At 68.7% G+C, this 17912-nt stretch carries 16 protein-coding genes; 5 read left to right on the top strand and 11 right to left on the bottom strand.

The window, feature by feature from the left end; genetic code table 11:
• From KY661_RS18780 to KY661_RS18755, 6 genes are all read right to left on the bottom strand, one after another.
• Window positions 1–131, bottom strand: a 131-nt coding sequence (locus KY661_RS18780; RefSeq protein ID WP_263437162.1) for a GTP-binding protein, incomplete at its 3' end; no start/stop codon positions are given.
• 133 nt (window positions 132–264) lie between these two features.
• Window positions 265–2340 (bottom strand): elongation factor G, encoded by a 2076-nt coding sequence (gene fusA / locus KY661_RS18775; protein ID WP_225411502.1) that lies wholly within the window; start codon window positions 2338–2340, stop codon window positions 265–267.
• A gap of 93 nt (window positions 2341–2433) precedes the next feature.
• Window positions 2434–2904, bottom strand: a complete 471-nt coding sequence (rpsG, locus tag KY661_RS18770; protein WP_075011347.1) for a 30S ribosomal protein S7 — start codon at window positions 2902–2904, stop codon at window positions 2434–2436.
• Window positions 2905–3034: 130 nt separating this feature from the next.
• Window positions 3035–3406, bottom strand: coding sequence for a 30S ribosomal protein S12 (gene rpsL / locus KY661_RS18765; RefSeq protein ID WP_075011348.1), 372 nt, complete (start codon window positions 3404–3406; stop codon window positions 3035–3037).
• Window positions 3407–3608: 202 nt separating this feature from the next.
• On the bottom strand, window positions 3609–4103 hold the full coding sequence (gene rimI, locus KY661_RS18760; protein WP_225411501.1) for a ribosomal protein S18-alanine N-acetyltransferase: 495 nt from the start codon (window positions 4101–4103) through the stop codon (window positions 3609–3611).
• On the bottom strand, window positions 4100–4837 hold the full coding sequence (locus KY661_RS18755) for a hypothetical protein (protein WP_225411500.1): 738 nt from the start codon (window positions 4835–4837) through the stop codon (window positions 4100–4102). Before KY661_RS18755 ends, rimI begins: the two co-directional genes overlap by 4 nt.
• A gap of 107 nt (window positions 4838–4944) precedes the next feature.
• Here KY661_RS18755 and dnaJ point away from each other — a divergent pair, with 107 nt between their 5' ends.
• The 4 genes from dnaJ to KY661_RS18735 all read left to right on the top strand — a co-directional run bounded on the left by dnaJ (window position 4945) and on the right by KY661_RS18735 (window position 11503).
• On the top strand, window positions 4945–6114 hold the full coding sequence (gene dnaJ, locus KY661_RS18750; protein ID WP_225411499.1) for a molecular chaperone DnaJ: 1170 nt from the start codon (window positions 4945–4947) through the stop codon (window positions 6112–6114).
• A 111-nt stretch (window positions 6115–6225) separates the two neighbouring features.
• A complete protein-coding gene (locus tag KY661_RS18745; RefSeq protein ID WP_075011352.1) occupies window positions 6226–6954 on the top strand; it encodes a HEAT repeat domain-containing protein in 729 nt (242 codons plus the stop codon).
• Between the two features lie 174 nt (window positions 6955–7128).
• Window positions 7129–8835 carry a hybrid sensor histidine kinase/response regulator gene (locus KY661_RS18740; protein WP_225411498.1) on the top strand — a complete coding sequence of 569 codons (1707 nt, stop codon included), beginning with the start codon at window positions 7129–7131 and terminating at the stop codon, window positions 8833–8835.
• Window positions 8836–8947: 112 nt separating this feature from the next.
• Window positions 8948–11503, top strand: a complete 2556-nt coding sequence (locus KY661_RS18735) for a 1-acyl-sn-glycerol-3-phosphate acyltransferase (RefSeq protein ID WP_225411497.1) — start codon at window positions 8948–8950, stop codon at window positions 11501–11503.
• Window positions 11504–11516: 13 nt separating this feature from the next.
• Here the strand turns inward: KY661_RS18735 and KY661_RS18730 are convergent, their stop codons facing one another.
• The 3 genes from KY661_RS18730 to KY661_RS18720 are packed head-to-tail and all read right to left on the bottom strand — an operon-like array spanning window position 11517 to window position 14524.
• Entirely contained in the window at window positions 11517–11954 is a 438-nt protein-coding gene (locus KY661_RS18730) for an Ig-like domain-containing protein (RefSeq protein WP_225411496.1), read from the bottom strand.
• On the bottom strand, window positions 11954–13129 hold the full coding sequence (locus tag KY661_RS18725) for a cytochrome c3 family protein (protein ID WP_225411495.1): 1176 nt from the start codon (window positions 13127–13129) through the stop codon (window positions 11954–11956). Before KY661_RS18725 ends, KY661_RS18730 begins: the two co-directional genes overlap by 1 nt.
• Window positions 13130–14524 (bottom strand): hypothetical protein, encoded by a 1395-nt coding sequence (locus KY661_RS18720; protein ID WP_225411494.1) that lies wholly within the window; start codon window positions 14522–14524, stop codon window positions 13130–13132.
• Between the two features lie 93 nt (window positions 14525–14617).
• Here KY661_RS18720 and KY661_RS18715 point away from each other — a divergent pair, with 93 nt between their 5' ends.
• A complete protein-coding gene (locus KY661_RS18715) occupies window positions 14618–15763 on the top strand; it encodes a CPBP family intramembrane glutamic endopeptidase (RefSeq protein WP_225411493.1) in 1146 nt (381 codons plus the stop codon).
• Window positions 15764–15778: 15 nt separating this feature from the next.
• Here the strand turns inward: KY661_RS18715 and KY661_RS18710 are convergent, their stop codons facing one another.
• Together KY661_RS18710 and KY661_RS18705 are read right to left on the bottom strand one after the other, a co-directional pair.
• Window positions 15779–15994, bottom strand: coding sequence for a DUF5818 domain-containing protein (locus KY661_RS18710; protein WP_093522723.1), 216 nt, complete (start codon window positions 15992–15994; stop codon window positions 15779–15781).
• The gene (locus tag KY661_RS18705) at window positions 15991–17784 is read right to left on the bottom strand and encodes a S8 family serine peptidase (RefSeq protein WP_398577205.1); all 1794 of its coding nucleotides are present in this window, start codon (window positions 17782–17784) and stop codon (window positions 15991–15993) included. Before KY661_RS18705 ends, KY661_RS18710 begins: the two co-directional genes overlap by 4 nt.
• Window positions 17785–17912: the final 128 nt, after the last annotated feature.

The following is a 17912-nucleotide window of genomic DNA, read 5'->3' as shown; positions in this document are numbered from 1 at the left end:
AACGTGGCGCCGCCGGTCTTGGCCAGCACCTTGGTGATGGCGGCCGTCAGCGACGTCTTCCCGTGGTCCACGTGTCCAATCGTCCCGATGTTCACGTGGGGTTTGTTTCGCTCGAACTTCTCCTTGGCCATGACATCTCCTGGTGTTGCCGACGCGATGGCCGGCGAATCGATCCGCGTAACCTAGAAAAGGTGCTGCGTCGTGCTTCAAAGACACTGAAACGTCAACTGAAATCGCCCGCTGGGCGGCCAACAGGGCCCTTCTCTACCGATTGAGGGCCGACTTGGGCGCGGGCGCGTAGTGGCTGAACTGCATGGTGTAGGTGGCTCTTCCCTGGCTCTTGCTGCGCAGGTCGGTCGAGTACCCGAACATGGCGGCCAGGGGCACCTGTGCCAGGATGCTCTGCACCCCGCCAGGCCGGGGCGCCATGCCCTGAATCTTCCCGCGGCGGCCGTTCAGGTCGCCGATGACGTCCCCCATGAACTCGTCCGGGGTGACGATCTCGCAGTTCATCACCGGCTCCAGCAGCACCGCCTGGGCCTTGTTCACCGCGTCCCGGAACGCCATGGAGCCGGCGATCTTGAAGGCGATCTCGCTGGAGTCCACGTCGTGGACGGAGCCATCGAAGGCCTCCACCTTCACGTCCACCATGGGGTAGCCCGCCACGGGGCCGTTCTGCATGGACTCCGAGACGCCCTCCTTCACCGCCTGCACGAACTCCTTGGGCACCGCCCCGCCGCTCGTCTTGTCCTCGAAGGCGAAGCCCTGGCCGGGCGCGTTGGGCATCACCCGGAGCCAGATGTGGCCGTACTGGCCCTTGCCCCCGGACTGCCGGATGTACTTGCCCTCTGACTCCACCTGCGTGGTGATGGTCTCGCGGTAGGCCACCTGGGGCTTGCCCACGTTCGCGTCGACCTTGAACTCGCGCAGCAGCCGGTCGACGATGATCTCCAGGTGCAGCTCGCCCATGCCCGCGATCAGCGTCTGCCCGGTCTCCTCGTTCGTCCGCACCCGGAACGAGGGGTCCTCCATCGCCAGCCGCTGCAGCGCCTGGATGATCTTGTCCTGGTCCGCCGTCGACTTCGGCTCGATGGCGATGTCGATCACCGGCTCCGGGAACTCCATCCGCTCCAGGATGATGGGGTGCTTGTCGTCGCAGAGCGTGTCGCCCGTGGAGGCCAGCTTCAGGCCCACCACCGCGCAGATATCGCCCGCGTAGCACTCGGTGAGCTCGTCCTTCTTGTCCGCCCGCATCTGCACCAGGCGGCTGACGCGCTCGCGCTTGCCCTTCACCGAGTTCCAGACCGCCGTGCCCGCCTCCAGGCGCCCCGAGTAGACGCGCAGGAACGTCAGCGTCTGCGAGGTGAACGACGGGTCGTTCATGATCTTGAACGCCAGGGCGCTGAACGGCGCCTTGTCGTCCGTCTTGCGCACGTCGTCCTCGCCCTTCGGCGTCTTCCCGTGAATCGGCGGGACGTCCAGCGGGCTGGGCAGGTAGTCCACCACCGCGTCCAGCAGCGGCTGCACGCCCTTGTGCCGGAAGGCGGAGCCACAGAAGACCGGGAAGAGATTCAGCCCGACGCACCCCTTGCGGATGGCACCGCGGATCTCGTCCTCGGTCAGCTCCGTGCCCTCGAGGAACTTCTCGGTCAGCGCGTCGTCCTGCTCGGCGGCCGCTTCCAGCAGCTGCGCGCGAGCGTCCTCCGCCTGGGCCTGGAACTCCTCGGGGATGTCCTGCTCCTCGTAGCGGCTGCCCTGCTCCGCGTCGACGAACACCAGGGCCTTCATCCGCACCAGGTCGATTACCCCGCGGTGCGTGTCCTCGGCGCCCAGCGGCAGCTGCATGCGCACCGGACGGGCGCCCAGCTTCTCGCGGATGGTGCCCACGGACATCTCGAAGTCCGCCCCCACCCGGTCCATCTTGTTGATGAAGCAGATGCGAGGAACCTTGTACCGGTCCGCCTGCCGCCAGACCGTCTCGGACTGGGGCTCCACGCCGTTCACCGCGTCGAAGACGGCGATGGCCCCGTCCAGCACGCGCAGCGAGCGCTCCACCTCGATGGTGAAGTCTACGTGACCCGGCGTGTCGATGATGTTGACGCGGTACTTCTGGTCCTTGCGCGTCCAGAAGGCGGTGATGGCCGCGGAGGTGATGGTGATGCCGCGCTCACGCTCCTGCACCATCCAGTCCGTGGTGGTGTTGCCTTCGTGGACTTCGCCCATCTTGTGGATGGCGCCTGTGTAGAACAGGATCCGTTCGGTGGTGGTGGTCTTCCCAGCATCGATGTGCGCCATGATGCCGATGTTGCGGTAGCGCTCGAGCGGATACTCGCGAGCCATTGCCAGAAACCCCTTCGAAACGGATTGTCAGAGAACTGCAACACCCGGATACGCCTCGCGCATCCGGGTGCATTCACCGCGAGACCCGAAGGCCTACCAGCGGTAGTGCGCGAAGGCCTTGTTCGCCTCCGCCATCTTGTGCGTGTCCTCGCGCTTCTTCACGGCGTTGCCCCGGTTGTTGGCGGCATCCATGATTTCCCCGGCGAGCTTCTCCTGCATGGTCTTCTCACCCCGGGCCTTGGAGTAGGAGATGATCCACCGCATGCCGAGCGCGACCCGGCGGTCCTGACGGACCTCCACGGGCACCTGGTACGTGGCGCCACCGACGCGGCGGCTCTTGACCTCGAGCACCGGCTTGACGTTGTCCAGCGCCTTCTTGAAGGTCTTCAAGGGGTCTTCCTTCGCGCGCTCCTCAATGAGGGCGAAGGCGCCGTAGCACACGCCCTCCGCGATGGACTTCTTCCCCTTGCGCATCAGGTCGTTGACGAACTTGGTGACGAGCCGATCTTGGTACTTCGGATCCGGCAGAATCTTGCGCTTGGCGACTACTCGACGACGAGGCATCTTCTTCCCTTACGCCCCACCCCCGCATGCGGGAGCCCACGGGGCTTCTCGTACTGCATGATGGACAAGAGCGCTCCCCAGGGTGTGGGGTCAGCGTTCCAGTATGACTTCAGGAGGTCGTCGAACGGCTTCAGCTCGGGCGCTTGGCGCCGTACTTGGAGCGGCTCTGCTTGCGGTTGGCCACACCCACGGAGTCCAGCGTTCCACGGACGATGTGGTAGCGGACACCCGGGAGGTCCTTCACGCGGCCGCCGCGGATCATCACCACCGAGTGCTCCTGGAGGTTGTGACCCACGCCCGGGATGTAGGACGTCACTTCAATCCCGTTGGTGAGGCGCACGCGCGCCACCTTCCGGAGGGCCGAGTTCGGCTTCTTCGGCGTGGTGGTGTAGACGCGGGTGCACACGCCGCGCTTCTGAGGGCACTCCTTGAGCGCGGGGCTCTTGCCCTTGATGTTCAACTTCTCGCGGCCCTTGCGGACCAGCTGGCTGATCGTCGGCACTGAGGCTTCCTTCTCGAACGGCCGCCGGTGGACACGCAGGGCGGCACATACAAACCTACAGATTTACAAAAAGGGCCGCGAGTATAGGAAGGGACCTTCCCCTGTCAAGCATCGCCTGTGCCCACGACGAGAGAAACCGTCGGGTAGGAGCGGATCCATTCCTGAAACGCGTGGTCGAAACGCTCCTCTACTCCTCGTGCAGTTAGAAGTCGAGGACCATCACGATCGCGTCCTCACCCTCGTCCGCATAGTAGTTCGGACGCACACCGACCGGGCGGAAGCCCAGGGACTTGTAGAGCCCCAGGGCTGCCTCGTTGCTGCGTCGCACCTCCAGCGTGGCCAGCACGCAGCGCCGCGCCTTGCCCCGCGCCAGCACCTCGTCCATCACCGCCCGGGCCACCCCACGCCGCCGCTGCTCGGGGGCCGTCGCCACGTTGAGCACGTGGACCTCGTCCTGGACGATCCAGAAGATGGCCAGCCCCAGCAGCTTCCGGGTGCCATCCGGCTGCGGCTCCTCCACCAGGAGGATCGTGGACCAGTCGTGGTCCAGCTCCCGCCGCAGCAGCTCCGGCGACCAGGGGTTGCGGAAGGATGCCTGCTCCAGCGCCGTCACGGCCGGCATGTCCTCATGTGTCATCGGCCGGATCAGGAACGGGGATGGCTTCTGCTCCGGTGCGCCCTCTTCCATGCGTCTCATGGCCGTGCCTCCCGGGCGAAGGGCGCCACCCGCCGGACCTGGGCGGAGGCGCGCGCCTGGTTCAACTCCTCGGTGGCCAGGGCGCTGTAGCGCTCCCGGACCAGCTTTTCCCGGAGACGGGCCTTCACGGTGGCGTATCCCTCCGGGTACTCGCTCGCGTGCTGCTGATAATAGCGAAGCAACTCCGCCTCCCCTACTTGCGCCCTCGGCCGGATGCGGCTGTCCAGGATGCGCTCCGCCCGGACACTGCGCGTCAACACCTCGGTCAACTGCCGGAGGTCCGCGCCGTAATGCGCCAGGAACGCCTGGAACCCGGCCTCGGTCTCAAACTGGTCCCGGAAGGCCGCCACCCGCTCGTCGACCTCGGTCTGCTCGGCCGTGAAGGCCTCGAGCCGGTCCGCGCTCAGCACCTGGAGCCGCTGGTTGATCGCCAGCTCGAGCGCTCCCTTGAGCGTTTCCTCATCGAGCGGTGCGGCCGCCGCCTGCATGGCCCCTCGCTGGATGAGCGCCACGCGGGTCTCGAACTCCAGCTCGCTGAGGCTCAGCACCTGGCCTTCGATGATGGCCACCACCCGGTCGGCGATCCGGCCCTCGGAGGGCACCGGGGCCGCCCCGGCGGGCGCCGCCCCTGGAGCCTGGGCCACCGCCAAAGCGGGCACCACCGCCAGCCATCCGGCCAGCAGCCAGGAGGCTCTTCCCGGACGGAGGCTCAGCGCTTCCAGGGCCACTCGCATCGGTGGCCACTCTATACATTCCTCCCACCGGCACGCATCGTGCTGGCACAGTCCCGTAAGCTGGTTACGTTCTTGCAGTCGCGATTTTCCAGGATAGGTCATCAGCAATGGCGGACGACTACTACCAGATCCTTGAGGTTCCTCGGACGGCGTCCGCGGAGGACATCAAGAAGTCCTTCCGCAAGCTGGCCCGCACGCACCACCCCGACGTCAATCCGGGGAACAAGGCCGCGGAGGAGCGCTTCAAGCGGATCAATAACGCCTTCGAGGTGCTCTCGGATCCGCAGAAGCGCAAGCTCTACGACGAGTTCGGCGAGGATGCCGCGAAGCTCGGCTTCGACGAGAAGAAGGCCGAGGCCTTCCGGGCCTACCGTTCCGGCCGGGGCCGGGGCGGCGGAGGAATCCCCTACTCCTCGGCCGGGGGCGCAGGCGTGGGCGCGGACTTCGACCTGGGCGATCTCTTCGGGGAAATCTTCGGCCGCTCCGGCGGCGGGGGCTTCGACATCAACGAGGTCCTCCGGCGGCAAGCCGGGCCTCGCAGCCCGGGCCGCGGGGAAGACATCACCGCCCAGGTCTCCCTCAGCCTCGCCGAGGCCGTCACAGGCACCGAGCGGACCCTCGCCGTCCAGCGCCCCGGCCGCTGCCAGCGCTGCAACGGCAAGGGCGAGGCGGGTGCCACCGGCCCCTGTCCGACCTGCAAGGGCTCGGGCCGCCTGCGCCGCTCCGCGGGCATGCCCTTCTCGGGGGCGTGCCCCACGTGCAACGGCACCGGCCGCGCCGCCGAGCCTTGCCCCGACTGTGGCGGGGACGGCGTCGTCGAGGAGAACACGCGCCTGACCGTGAAGGTCCCCGCGGGCGTTCAGACCGGCTCCCGCGTCCGGCTCGCGGGCCAGGGCGCGGCGGGCACCCGCGGCGGCCCCCCGGGCGACCTGTACCTTGAGACCGAGGTGGCCGAGCACCCCCTGGTGCGCCGGGAGGGGGACGATCTGTACCTGGACCTGCCCATCACCGTCTCCGAGGCGGTGCTCGGCGCCGAGGTGAAGGTCCCCACCTTCCAGGGCGAGGTGACCGTCAAGGTCCCTGCCCTCTCCCAGTCCGGCCGCAAGATGCGCCTCAAGGGCCGGGGGGCCCCCTCGCTCAAGGGGGGAACGGCCGGAGACCTGTACCTCCTGCTCCAGGTCAAGGTCCCCGAGGAGGCCACCCCCGAGGTGAAGGCCGCCGCCGAAGCCCTGGCCCGGGCCTACCCCCGGGACGTCCGGCAGGAGCTGAAGCTCTAGGCTCCCACCCAACCGTCCCGGACGGCCGCCTCCTCTTCCCTGTTGCCTTGACGGGCGCCGCGTCCTACACGGCGCCTTCACCTTCTCTCGCCCCTCCCGGAGCACGTTCACATGGGCATCTTCGACATCTTCGGTGGCTCCAGCCCCGAGAAAGCCCTCAAGCTCAAACCCAAGGTGACCCAGAAGTACGGGGATCCGGCCTCGCGGCAGAAGGCCATCCAGCAGCTCGGGGAGATGAAGTATCCCGAGGCCGTCACCGTGCTCCTGGCCCGCTTCACCATCACCGTGGAGCCGCTGACCACGGACGCCGATGAGAAGGAGCACGTCTTCGAGCTCATCAAGGGCTTCGGCAAGGACGCGGTGGCCCCCTTGCAGGACTTCCTCCGCAAGAGCGATCAGGCCGCCTCCTGGGCCCTGCGCCTGCTGGGCGAGTTGCTCTCCGAGTCCGAGGTCATCGGCAGCTGCGTGGACACGCTCACCCACCTGAGCAACCACTACACGCGCGACCCCGAGAAGAAGGTCGTCCTGCTGCACGCCGTCACCGACAAGGAGGATCCGCGCATCGCTCCCGCCGTCCTGCCCTTCCTGGAGGACATGTCGGACGACGTGAAGATCGCCGCCCTCAAGGCGCTGGCCCCCATGAAGCACGAGCCCGCCCGGGAGCCCATCCTCCGGCTGCTCACCTCGGATGACACCGCCCGCCGCGTGCAGACCGCCGCCCTGTCGGCCCTGCACACCAGTGGCTTCGGCGTCCAAGGCTACCAGGACAAGATCCAGGCCCTGCTCGTGGAGCCCTACGTGCTGGACAAACAGGGGATTGTCGTCAAACGGCAAGCCTGACAGCCGCCCCGGGAGGGAGGGCTGTCGGGAAGCCGACATCACCATTGTCCGTTCGGGTGCAACTGCCCGCCTGGGTCATTCCCTCCCGCGCCGTACTTGGAGCAGGATGCTCCGCGTCACCGCCGTTTCCCTGGGGTGCAGGTCTCCTGCCACGAAGCCCCGAGGATCCTCACCGTGCGCTCCAAGAACAAGGGTCCCCGCCTCGCCGAAGTCGTCGAGCTCCGGCCTCAGGTGAAGAAGTCTCCCCCGAAGTCTCCTCCCAAGCGGCCCGCGAAGCCTTTGACTCCTGTCGATGCCGAGGAGGCGGGGCGCGCCCTGCTGGAGATGACGCGCCACCTCACCACCAGCGCCAGCACCACCGAAGTGCTCCGCATCCAGCTGCAGACCCTCTTCAACCTGCTCAAGCCCAAGGTCTGCTACGTCGCCCGCCACTTCCCCGAGCGCAACCAGCTTCACGTCGAGCACGTCCGCGGCCGCTACGATGAGCGCGTGGCCGCCGCCATCCCCAACGAAGGGGTGATTGGCCGCGCCTTCTCCCAGAACGCCGTGCTGCGTGAGGACGAGACCATCGCCGTGCCCCTGGAGGGTCCCCAGGGCGTCACCGGCTGCCTGGCCATCCTCTCGCCCCGGCGCGATGTACCGGACACCCTGCTCAAGGCCCTGGCCGGCCAGCTCACCGCCGCCTACGAAGTCGCCCGCCTCAAGGACGACTCCGCCCGCCGCAACAAGGACCTGCAGACGGCCATCGCGGGCCTCAAGAGCCTGGAGCAGAACCGCGAGGAGCTGCTCGGCAACGTCTCGCACGATCTGAAGAACCCCCTCACCACCATCAAGGCCTACTTGACGCTGGTGGGCCGCGAGAAGCTCGGCTCCCTCACCGATGGTCAGCGCCGCGCGGTGCAGATCTGCGAGCGGAACTCCGACCGCATGCTGCGCATGGTGAACGACTTGCTGCTCATGTCCCGGCTCCAGTCCGGGAAGATGCAGCTCACCCAGCGCGCCTTCGGCATCAAGGCCGTGGCCGAGGAAGTCATGAGGGCCCTGGCCGCCCTGGCCGAGCACACCCAGGTGCGCCTGCACCTGCCCCCCTGCCCCGAGGTGTTCGTCCGCGGCGACCGGGAGCGCATCTCCGAGGCCATCCACAACCTCGTGGAGAACGGCATCCACCAGTGCGAGGAGGGCGGCACCGTCGAGGTGCGCGTCGCCATCGACGAGCAGCTCGCCCTGCTCACCGTGAAGGACACGGGCCCCGGGCTCGCCCCGGACGACCTGGAGCACATCTTCGATCCGTTCTACCGCGCCAGCCCCGGCACCCCCCGCCCCTCGGGCGGCCGGCTGGGCCTGCCCCTGGTGGCCAAGATCCTCGCGCTCCACGGCGGGCGCGTGGATGCCACCAGCGTGGCGGGACAGGGCTCCTCCTTCCAGATGGTCCTGCCCATGTTCGCCGGGGCCATCAGCACCCCGGATCTGACGCAGGCCGCCCCGCGCGCCGGCGGCATCCTCCTGGTCGAGGATGACCTGGATTGCCGGGAAGTGCTCCAGCAGGTGCTCGAGCAGGAGGGCTACCGGGTGATGGCCACCTCCGGCGCCGCCGAGGCCCGCTCCATCCTCTCGCACATCCGCCCGGCCATGGTGCTGCTGGACCTGCGGCTGAGCCAGGAGGATGGGCGCTCGGTGCTGCACTTCATCCGCAGCACCGAGTCCCTGGCGGACGTCGCCGTCTACATCATCTCCGGCGCCAGCGACGTGGCCTCGCTCACCTCGGGCCGGGGCATGGACCGCATCGACGGCTACTTCGAGAAGCCCCTCCAGTTGCCCCGCCTGCTGGACACCGTGGCCAACGTGGTCCGCCCGAGCCGCCGGGGCCCTTCTGCCTCCTAGTGAAGTCCCGCGGGGGAACCCCAAGGAAAGAGGCTGGAAACCCCCGCGCCTCCGCTAGTATCCGCGCCAGCGCATGACGAAGCTGGAAAACCCTGCAGGCGCGGAGGAGTCCATGGAAACTGCGCTGCCACAGGCCACTCACCGGGGAGCGGCCTTGCTGAAGGAAGAGTTCGGGCCGGTCTCCCGGATGCTGGGGGCTCGCTACTTCGACGGGGTGCGCTTTCCCCCCGAGTCCGAGAACGAGCTGCGGGCCCTGCACGGCCGGGGCTTCGTGGTCCACGTCATGCGCACCACCGCGTGGATCAACTTCCTCTACCTGGCCTGGGCCGTGGTGCGGCGCGAGCTGCCGCCCATCCGGGCCGTCGTCAACCTGCGGCCCTGGTTCACCCGCCCCTTCAACCGCACCCTCCAGCGCGGCGCCTTCGCCGAGCGCTTCGCCGAGGCCCAGCAGCGCGGCGGCAGCGGGCTCATCTTCCTGAAGAAGACCGCGCTGATGAACGCCTCGGGCAAGGACATCGAGGACAACCCCTTCCCCGCCCTGGTCGCCATGGCGCGCAAGGCCGACCGGCCCATCTTCCTGGTGCCGGAGTTGTTCGTCTGGGAGAAGCGCCCCGCAAGCCTCAAGCCCGGCATGATGGACATCGTGTTCGGAAGCCCCGAGGCCCCGGGCTTCCTGCACTCGCTGCTGGCCTTCTTCCGCAACTACCGGCGCGCCCAGTTCCGCATCGGCGAGCCCATCGATCTGCGGCGCTTCATCGACGAGAACCCCCAGGACTCCGACGAGGTGCTCGCCCGCAAGGTGCGCAGCTCCCTGCACCACCACCTGGCCCGGGAGACGCGCGCCGTCTTCGGCCCGCCCGCCAAGCCGGCCGAGCGCCTCATCGAGGAGACGCTCCGCGACCGGCAGCTGCACAAGTCGCTGGAGGCGCACGCCGCGGCCACTGGCCGCCGCCCCGAGAGCGTCTACCGGGAGGCCCAGCGCAACCTGGAGGCCATCGCCGCGCGGCCGAGCACCACCGCGCGCGCCTTCGCCGCCCCCCTGCTGGACTGGGTCTTCCAGCGCATCTACGACGGCATCGAAGTCGATGAGGCCGGGCTCGACCGCGCCCTCAAGGCCGCGGGCCGGGCGCCCATCGTCCTGTGCCCCTCGCACAAGAGCCACGTGGACTACCTGGTGCTCAGCTGGGTGCTCTGGAACCGCGGCTACGCGGTGCCCCTGGTGGCCGCGGGCGCCAACCTCTCCTTCTTCCCGCTCGGCCCCTTCCTGCGCCGCTGCGGCGCGTTCTTCCTGCGCCGCTCCTTCAAGGGCGACCCGGTCTACTCGGAGACGTTCCAGGCCTATGTGCGCAAGCTGGTGCACGACGGCGTGCACCAGGAGTTCTTCCCCGAGGGCGGGCGCTCGCGCACCGGCAAGCTGCTGCTGCCCAAGCTGGGCATGTTCACCTGGCTGGTGGAGGCGGTGCTGGCCGGGGCCCGGAATGATCTCTTCTTCGTCCCGGTCTCCATCGACTACGAGAAGGTGGTGGAGTCCGGCAGCTACTCGAAGGAGCTGGCCGGCGGGGAGAAGAAGCCCGAGGACTTCAAGGCGCTGTTGAGCACGCCCAAGGTGCTCACCGCCCAGTACGGCCGCATCCACCTCACCTTCGATGAGCCCCTGTCCCTGGTGGAGCTCATGAAGAGCCGCGGCTTGGATCCCCGCGAGCCCGTCACCGAGGAGCAGAAGAAGGGCCTGGTCCGCGCGCTGGGCAACCGCGTCATGTACGGCATCAGCAAGGTCTCCACGGTGACGCCCCACGCGCTGGCCAGTGCCGCCCTGCTCGCCCACCGCCGCCGCGGAATTACGCAGCGCGAGCTGACCGACCGCATCACCCTGCTGCGCCGCCTCGCCGAGCAGGAGCGCACGCCCCTGTCCAAGACGCTGGACAACGCGCCGAGCGATCCCGAGACGATGGGCGCCATCCGGGATGCCCTGCTCTCGTTCCGCTCCGACGAGATGATCCGCACCCAGCAGGCGCGCGGCGAGGTCATCTACCAGCCCGAGGACGAGCGCCGCGCGGAGCTCTCCTTCTACAAGAACACGCTGATGAACCTGGTGGCCCCGCGCAGCCTCGTGGCCAACGCGCTGCTCGCCGGGGGCACGTCCGACTCCTACGACAGCGTGAAGGCGCGCGCGCTGTTCCTCTCGCGCCTCTTCAAGGTGGAGTTCATCTACCAGGTGGGGCTCACCTTCGACACCATCTTCGCGGACACCGTGGAGCGCATGGAGCGCCTGGGGCTGGTGCTCTACACCGGCACCACGCTCCAACTCGCCCCCGAGCCGCACGCGCGCCCGGACGTCGAGTTCCTCGCGGACCTGATGCGCGACTACCTGGAGTCCTACCTCCTGGCGGCCATGACGCTGAAGGATGTCGCCGAGGGCACGGCGTCCGACCGCAAGACGTTCGTGAAGCTCGCCATGGAGACGGGCCGCGCCGAGTTCCACGCGGGCCGCATCGGCGCCGCCGAGTCCCTGGCCAAGACGACGCTGGAGAACGCCGTGGCCTACCTGCTCGATCAGAAGTTCCTCATCGAGGAGGACAAGAAGCTGAAGCTGGGGCCCGCGGCCCACGAGCCCGCCGCCCGGGCGCACCTCGTCAGCGAGATCCGCACCTACCTGGTGCGAACCTGAGGCCCGCGCCGTCTCAGGGGACGGCGCGGAAGGACGTGCGGAGCTCGTCGGGCAGCGGGTTGCCCTCGTAGTCCGAGAGGATCGTCCGCAGCACCAGCGTGTAGGCCGTCCCGGCCGTGAAGCTGCCCGAGGCCGCGCTCACGGTGACGGTGTACGGCACATCCCCCCGCTCGATGTCCTTGTCCCAGTCCGCGATGGCGGGCATCACGAGCCGCACGGGGATCTCGTCCGCCCCGGCGTACACCGCGATGCCGGGGCGCAGGGTGCGCTCGTCCATCAGCTCTGAGAAGGTGACGCGCACCGTTCCCCCGGCGGACACCTGGCCGTTGGCGGTGGGGTTGATGGACACCACCGAGGGGGGCTGGGTGTCACGCACGGCCAGCAACGGATCTCCAGGCTCCAGGCAGCCGCCCAGGCTCAGCGCGGCGCAGATCAGCAACGGGCGGCGCATCACCGGCATCCCTTCTGCGCGAGGCTGCTCTCCGAGTGGCACTTGAGGCAGGCCCGGTCATTGGCCGAGGCCAGGCGCTTGCACGCGTCCTTGAAGCCGTTCGGGTGGGGGTTGATCTGCCGCCGCGTGGACAGCTCCGAGTGGCAGCTCATGCACGACTCCTCGCGGTGGCAGGAGATGCACTGGCGCATGTCGCGCGAGGCGGCGAGCCCGTGGTGCTGGGGCCCCGGCACCTCGACCCAGGTGTTGTAGTCCGGGTGCACCTTCACGTTGCGCGCGCGCAGGGTGGAGTCCGCATCCATGCCCACGCCCGAGCGCTCGTGGCAGGCCACGCAGAAGGACTGGGCGCGGTGGCAGCTCTCGCAGCGCGAGGCATCCGTGCGCGCCTGCACCGGGTGCAGGGTGATGAAGTCGTTGGGGTGCACCGACAGGGGCTTCTGCAGCGAGTCGTGGCACTGCTGGCAGTAGGAGTCCGAGTGGCACTCCATGCACGTCTGCCGGGACACCGAGGCGCGGGTGCCGTGGTTGAACTCGAAGCGCGGCCCGTGGTCCATGCCCAGGGGGTCGCCCTGGATGGGGCGGAGGATGCCGGAGGTGAAGTTGAGCTGGAGCCGCCCCGAGGCCTGCTTCAGGTGGCAGGAGGTGCAGTCGTTGGTGAGCACGCGCCCGTCATGGCACTCGAAGCAGGTGGCCATCTTGGGCAGTTGCTGCCGGGTGGCCAGCCCCACCTTCGTCAGGTCCCCGTGGCACGCCGCGCAGTCCACCTTCTTGGCCACGTGCTCCTTGTGGCTGAAGTGCAGGTTGGCGTGCGGGAACTCCAGCTTCACCGGTTCCTTGCGCACGGTGGCGTCGAAGCCAGGGTGGCACACGGCGCACCCGGAGGCGGGATCCGTCTTCTCCCCCTTCTGGGCGGCCTCGATGTCGTGGCAGACCTCGCACTCCTCGTGGCCCGGGAGGTTGCGGTCCCGCGAGCTTTCACTGAACCGCACGGAGTCATGGCAGGCCACGCAGTCGGCGCCCGCCGCCAGGTGCTGGCCGTGATCGAACCGCAGGGGGATGTTCTGCGCGGGGTAGATGGCGAGGCTCCGCTCGCGGCCCGAGGCGGCCCAGGCCACCCCGGTCGCGGCGAGGAGAAGGGCGAGGACGCCCAGGACGTTCCGGTGAAGGCGGTGCATTTACAGATTCGCCTTGAGATCGAAGAGGAAGAAGACCTTGGTGTCCGAGTGCGAGAACGCGTTGAAGTTCTGCTCGAGCACCAGCGACAGCCGCGCCGCCTGGCTCAACGCCCGGCTGGCCCACAGCTGCGCCCCGAAGAAGTTTCCCTGCAGCAGGGGGTTGAACGCGTCCTCGACGTTGGCCACCGACACCCGGCCATCCAGGTCCAGGAGCCCCCGGTCGAAGCTGTAGCCGCTGGTGAGGTCCACCCAGAGCTGGTCCCCTCCGTAGCCCCGGCGGTACGTCACGTCCAGCGCCGAGCGCAGGTTCCCGCGCCGCATCGACACGCCCGCGCTGCCGCCCGCGTTCACCGAGGAGGGCTCCCCTTCGGCCTCCAGCGCATCCGCGAGCCGCAGGCTGTCGTTGACCTCGGTGTGGTAGAGGCTGGCCAGGCCCTGCACGTAGAAGCGAAAGGGGCCCACCGGGTAGAAGTCCACGCGCACCCGGCCCTCGTCGCGCGGCGCGAAGGCGAAGTAGTACCAGATGGAGTCCGCGGAGAAGACCGGGGTGAAGCGCAGCGCCTCCACGCTCACGGCGTACAGCGTCTTGTCCAGGCGCACCTGGGCGCGCACCTGCGCGGGCTGCATCTGCAGCATGTCGAAGTCCAGCCCCGCGAGCGCCGACAGGCCCAGCCCCCGGCCGTAGCGGAACTCCACCCCGGCACGCTCCAGGTCCGTCTTCCCGTCCACCAGCGACTTGCGGTAGCCCACCGAGCCGCTGAAGCCCTTCAGGTCCTCCAGCAGGAGCTTCGCCCCGTACGTGGGCGCCAGCGCATCCAGGCTGTCATTGGCGCCCGCGACGCCCTGCTCCAGCCGGCGCGAATCGCTCTCCCGCGTCCCGTCCGGCTGGTACACGGAGGAGCCCAGGAAGCCTGCCCCCCGGACCCACAGCCCGCCGTAGACCTCGGCGCCCAGCCCCAGCCGGGACATGTACCGCAGCCGCAGCCCGTCGAAGGCCATGATGTCCATGGAGTCGACGTAGAGCTGGCGCCCCAGCCGCCCCTCGAAGCCACCCCGCGCATAGCGCGCGTAGGCATGGAGCAGGTCCGCGTCCTCGGTCCGCAGCCCATCGATCTTCTCGGCCTCGCCCCGGGGCAGCCCCAGGTCGGCGTAGACGCGCAGGTTGGACTCGAACCCCAGGTCCTGTCCGGTGACGAGCTCGAAGGCGTTGAAGCCCAGGTACTGGACGATGCGCCGGCGCGGGAGCAGCACCACGTCGTCCGGCGTGGTGCCACGCCAGGCGCGAATCTGGTACGCCTGCGCTTCGGTTCTTGCCTCGATCTGATACGCAGACGCGGATGCGGTTTCAGCCAGCATCAACACCAGCATCAGACTGACGGCCTGGGCTTGGGCCACGGCCCTTCGCATGGGCCACTGCGGTCGAGCTCGGAAGAACATCAAGATGGCGGCATTATAGAGATCCGGCGTTTGGACTGTTCATAAGTTTTCATGAGTTTTTCTCCCGCACCCGAGGTGTTTCCGGTGGACGAGTCTCCCCCTCCGGCGTCCATGAGCCCGCTGGGGGTGGCCCTGGTGGGCCTGGGGCTCGTGCTCTGCCTGTTCCTCACCGCCGGCGCGGGCAGCCAGTTGCTCAACGCGGCCTTTGGCCTGTGGTTCTCGGAGCTCTTCGTCTTCCTGGGCGCCGCCTGGGTGCTCCTGCGCGCCACCCGTCACGAGCCTGTGTCATACACGGGCTTACGGCCCCTGGGCTGGGCCCCCGCGGCCTTCGGCTTCGCGCTGGGTGTGGCCAACTTCTTCGCCCTCGTGGCCCCCATCCAGTTCGCCGCCCAGTCCCTGGCGCCCGAGTGGCTGCGGCAGATGTTCGACGGCAGCCGGATCTTCGAGGGCCAATCCCCGGTGGAGCTGGCCGTCCTGCTGGTGGGGGTCTCCGTCGCGGCCCCGGTCTGCGAGGAGTTCTTCTTCCGGGGGCTGATCCAGAAGGGCCTGCTCGCGTCGTCCCTGTCGCGGGCCGGGGCCGTGGGCGTGACGGCGGTGGTGTTCAGCGCGTTCCACCTGGATCCGGTGGGCTTCATGGCCCGGGTCGAGCTGGGCGTGCTGTTCGGGCTGCTGCGGCTCTACACCGGCTCGCTGTGGCCCGGGATTCTCGCGCACTCGGCCAACAACGTCGTCTCCTCCGTCCTGTTTCTCCTCGCCCGGGAGTTCGATGAGGGGGGCATGGACGAGCGCCCGCCGGTCCAGGGCGTCCTGCTGATCATGCTGCTGGGATGGGGGGCGCTGGCGGGGCTGATCGCGCTCGCGCGCAAGCACCCCGCCCTGTGGGGGGCCCGGCAGGAGCCGCTTCAGGCCCCCAGCCCGGACCGGCCACTGGTCCGGTGGGCCCTGCCCTGGGTCCTGGGCGCGACGCTGTCCCTGGGCGGCCTGGCGCTCGTGGACATGACCGGCATCCGGCTGAACATGATCGACATGAGGCAGCCCCTGCCGAGGCTGAAGGACGATGCGCCCGATGCGCTCCATGCCGAGCGCACCAGCCTGCTGCAGCTCCGGGCCGAGGTTCGGAGCGGGCGCGCCCCACTCCAGGCCTATGCGGAGGAGCGTGCCCAGCAAGCCCTCCGGCACCGCGAGCAAGAGCCCTGAAGCCCCTGCCCCGGACTACTTGAAGCGGTAGGTGGAGACGTTGAAGACCGGGCCCGACATGCCGATGGTCATCACGTCGTGATCGACCTGGCCTTCCACCTCGATGAGCTGACCGTCCTTCTTGATCTTCCGGTCGCCTCCGGCGAGCTGGTAGGTGCGGCCGTCATCGGCCTCCAGCACCCACACGCCCCCTTCGAGGTCGCGGTAGACAACACGCCCGGTCAGCTTCATACCGACTCCTTCTTGAGCATCGCGCGGGCGATGAAGACACAAATGACGGTATTCACCACCAGCCAGGGCACCGCCAGGAAGGTGAAGGGCATGTACGCGAGCCCCGGCGCCTTGGCCCACGCCGCATAGGCCAGGAAGCCCGCGAAGCCGAGCGACAGGCCGCCCAGGGCGGGCCTCAGTCCCCTGAACTTGATGGCGAAGAAGGACAGCACCAGGGGGATGAGCGCGCTGTAGAAGACCGGGTTGGCCAGCTTGCCCCGGCCGAAGATGATGCGCTGCCAGTCCGGAATGGGCAGCGACACCGCGTTCACCACGTCCCCCGCCACCCCCGAGGCACCGCCGAACCAGGAGCGGATGAAGAACACGCCCACCGTGGCCAGGGCCAGCGTCACCAGGAAGCTCGGCGTGGCGAGGATGTTGAAGTAGCCCGGCCGCTCCCGGCTCCGCAGGGTCAGCAGCACGAGCGCCAGCAGCGCCAGCGCCCACCACGCCGCGGGCCACGGGATGAGGGAACCCCCGCCCAGGGCCTCCAGGGACTTCTGCGCGTTGAGGAGCCCATGCCCGTACTGGTCCGTGCGCTCCTGGCCGCTGACCCGGACCGCCCCCGCGTAGAGGGCCTCCTCTACCTCGTCCGGCCCCTGGGCCCCCGCCGCGTAGAGCAGCGCCGCCACCGCCGCCACGTGTGGGGTGGCCATGCTGGTGCCCTGGAACGAGGCGTAGATGGACTGCGATGGATCCCGCGGATCAATCGTGTTCTGCAGAATGCCGCCCTGGTCGCCCTGGCGCTTGTCGCCACCCGGCGCCGCGATGTCCAGCTCCTTGCCATAGGAGGAGTACGGCGCCAGCGCCCCATTGGGGCCCACCGCCGAGACCGCCACCACGCCCGCATAGGCCGCGGGGAACTCGACGCGGGGCCGGGCGGCATTGCCCGCGGCGGCCACCACGGTGACGCCCTTCTTGCGCGCGTACTCCACCGCCGAGGCCATCGCCTGCGAGTGCCCACCGCCACCCAGCGACATGTTGATGACCTTGGCGCCCTTGTCCGCCGCGAAGCGGATGGCGTCCGTGATGTCCGCCGACGTGCCGCTGCCAAAGTGGTTGAGCACCTTCACCGGCATCAGCGTGGCCTCGAAGGCCACCCCCGCCACGCCCTGGCCGTTGTTCGTCGCCTGGGCGATGGTGCCCGCCACGTGCGTGCCATGCCCATGGTCGTCGTTGGCGTGCACATCGTCGTTCACGAAGTCATAGCCCGGAACGAACTTCACGCCCTTCAGGTCGGGCACCTGCTTGAAATCCTCGTAGTCCTCGTAGGCGATGCCCGTGTCGATGACGGCCACCACCACCCCTTTGCCCCGGTTGGAATCCCAGGCCTTGGGCATGCCGATCATCTGCAGGTTCCACTGCTTGCCGTAGTCCGGATCGTTCGGCGCGTAGCTGCTCCGGTACGACATCAGCGGCTCGGCGGCCTCCACGGCCGGGTGCTGGCGGATGCGCGCCAGCGCCCCCTCCACGTCATCCACGCTGACCGCGACCGTGAGCCCGTCATCCAGGCTCTCCACGGAGTTGAACTCCAGGTCCACGCCCCAGTCAGTCTCCCAGGCGTCGAACTGCTCCTTCGTGGTGCCATCCTTGAAGTCCACCACGATGGCGCCGGGCACCACGCTCTCCCCCTCGGCCAGCTCCGGGGACACGGCCGTGGACGGCTCGCGCTGCTCGGGCTGGGCGGTACAGGCCATGGCCGCACCCAGCATCACCCCCACTACCGCTCTCGCCAGGGTCCATCGCACCATTGGGGTACTCCTCATGAGCACAGGGCACACCTTCGCCATCTCCTACGAACGCGTGGCGAAACGATTGGGCCTAAAGCACAGTCTGACCGCTCTGCGGGCTGGCAGGCAAACGCCCCTGCCCTCTTAAA

It is taken from the genome of Allostigmatella hybrida (assembly GCF_020103775.1).
Classification (GTDB): Bacteria; Myxococcota; Myxococcia; order Myxococcales; family Myxococcaceae; genus Hyalangium; species Hyalangium aurantiaca.
Note: the sequence above shows the minus strand (reverse complement) of the source record. Positions and strands in the feature narration are given on the sequence as shown.

Bases quoted from the DNA above. Each gene is read 5' to 3' on its own strand.
- dnaJ (WP_225411499.1), top strand. From the start codon at position 4,945: ATGGCGGACGACTACTACCAGATCCTTGAGGTTCCTCGGACGGCGTCC.
- fusA (WP_225411502.1), bottom strand. From the start codon at position 2,340: ATGGCTCGCGAGTATCCGCTCGAGCGCTACCGCAACATCGGCATCATG.
- KY661_RS18755 (WP_225411500.1), bottom strand. From the start codon at position 4,837: ATGCGAGTGGCCCTGGAAGCGCTGAGCCTCCGTCCGGGAAGAGCCTCC.
- KY661_RS18715 (WP_225411493.1), top strand. From the start codon at position 14,618: ATGAGTTTTTCTCCCGCACCCGAGGTGTTTCCGGTGGACGAGTCTCCC.
- KY661_RS18705 (WP_398577205.1), bottom strand. From the start codon at position 17,784: ATGGTGCGATGGACCCTGGCGAGAGCGGTAGTGGGGGTGATGCTGGGT.
- KY661_RS18730 (WP_225411496.1), bottom strand. From the start codon at position 11,954: ATGCGCCGCCCGTTGCTGATCTGCGCCGCGCTGAGCCTGGGCGGCTGC.
- KY661_RS18710 (WP_093522723.1), bottom strand. From the start codon at position 15,994: ATGAAGCTGACCGGGCGTGTTGTCTACCGCGACCTCGAAGGGGGCGTG.
- rimI (WP_225411501.1), bottom strand. From the start codon at position 4,103: ATGAGACGCATGGAAGAGGGCGCACCGGAGCAGAAGCCATCCCCGTTC.
- KY661_RS18725 (WP_225411495.1), bottom strand. From the start codon at position 13,129: ATGCACCGCCTTCACCGGAACGTCCTGGGCGTCCTCGCCCTTCTCCTC.
- KY661_RS18745 (WP_075011352.1), top strand. From the start codon at position 6,226: ATGGGCATCTTCGACATCTTCGGTGGCTCCAGCCCCGAGAAAGCCCTC.
- KY661_RS18735 (WP_225411497.1), top strand. From the start codon at position 8,948: ATGGAAACTGCGCTGCCACAGGCCACTCACCGGGGAGCGGCCTTGCTG.
- rpsG (WP_075011347.1), bottom strand. From the start codon at position 2,904: ATGCCTCGTCGTCGAGTAGTCGCCAAGCGCAAGATTCTGCCGGATCCG.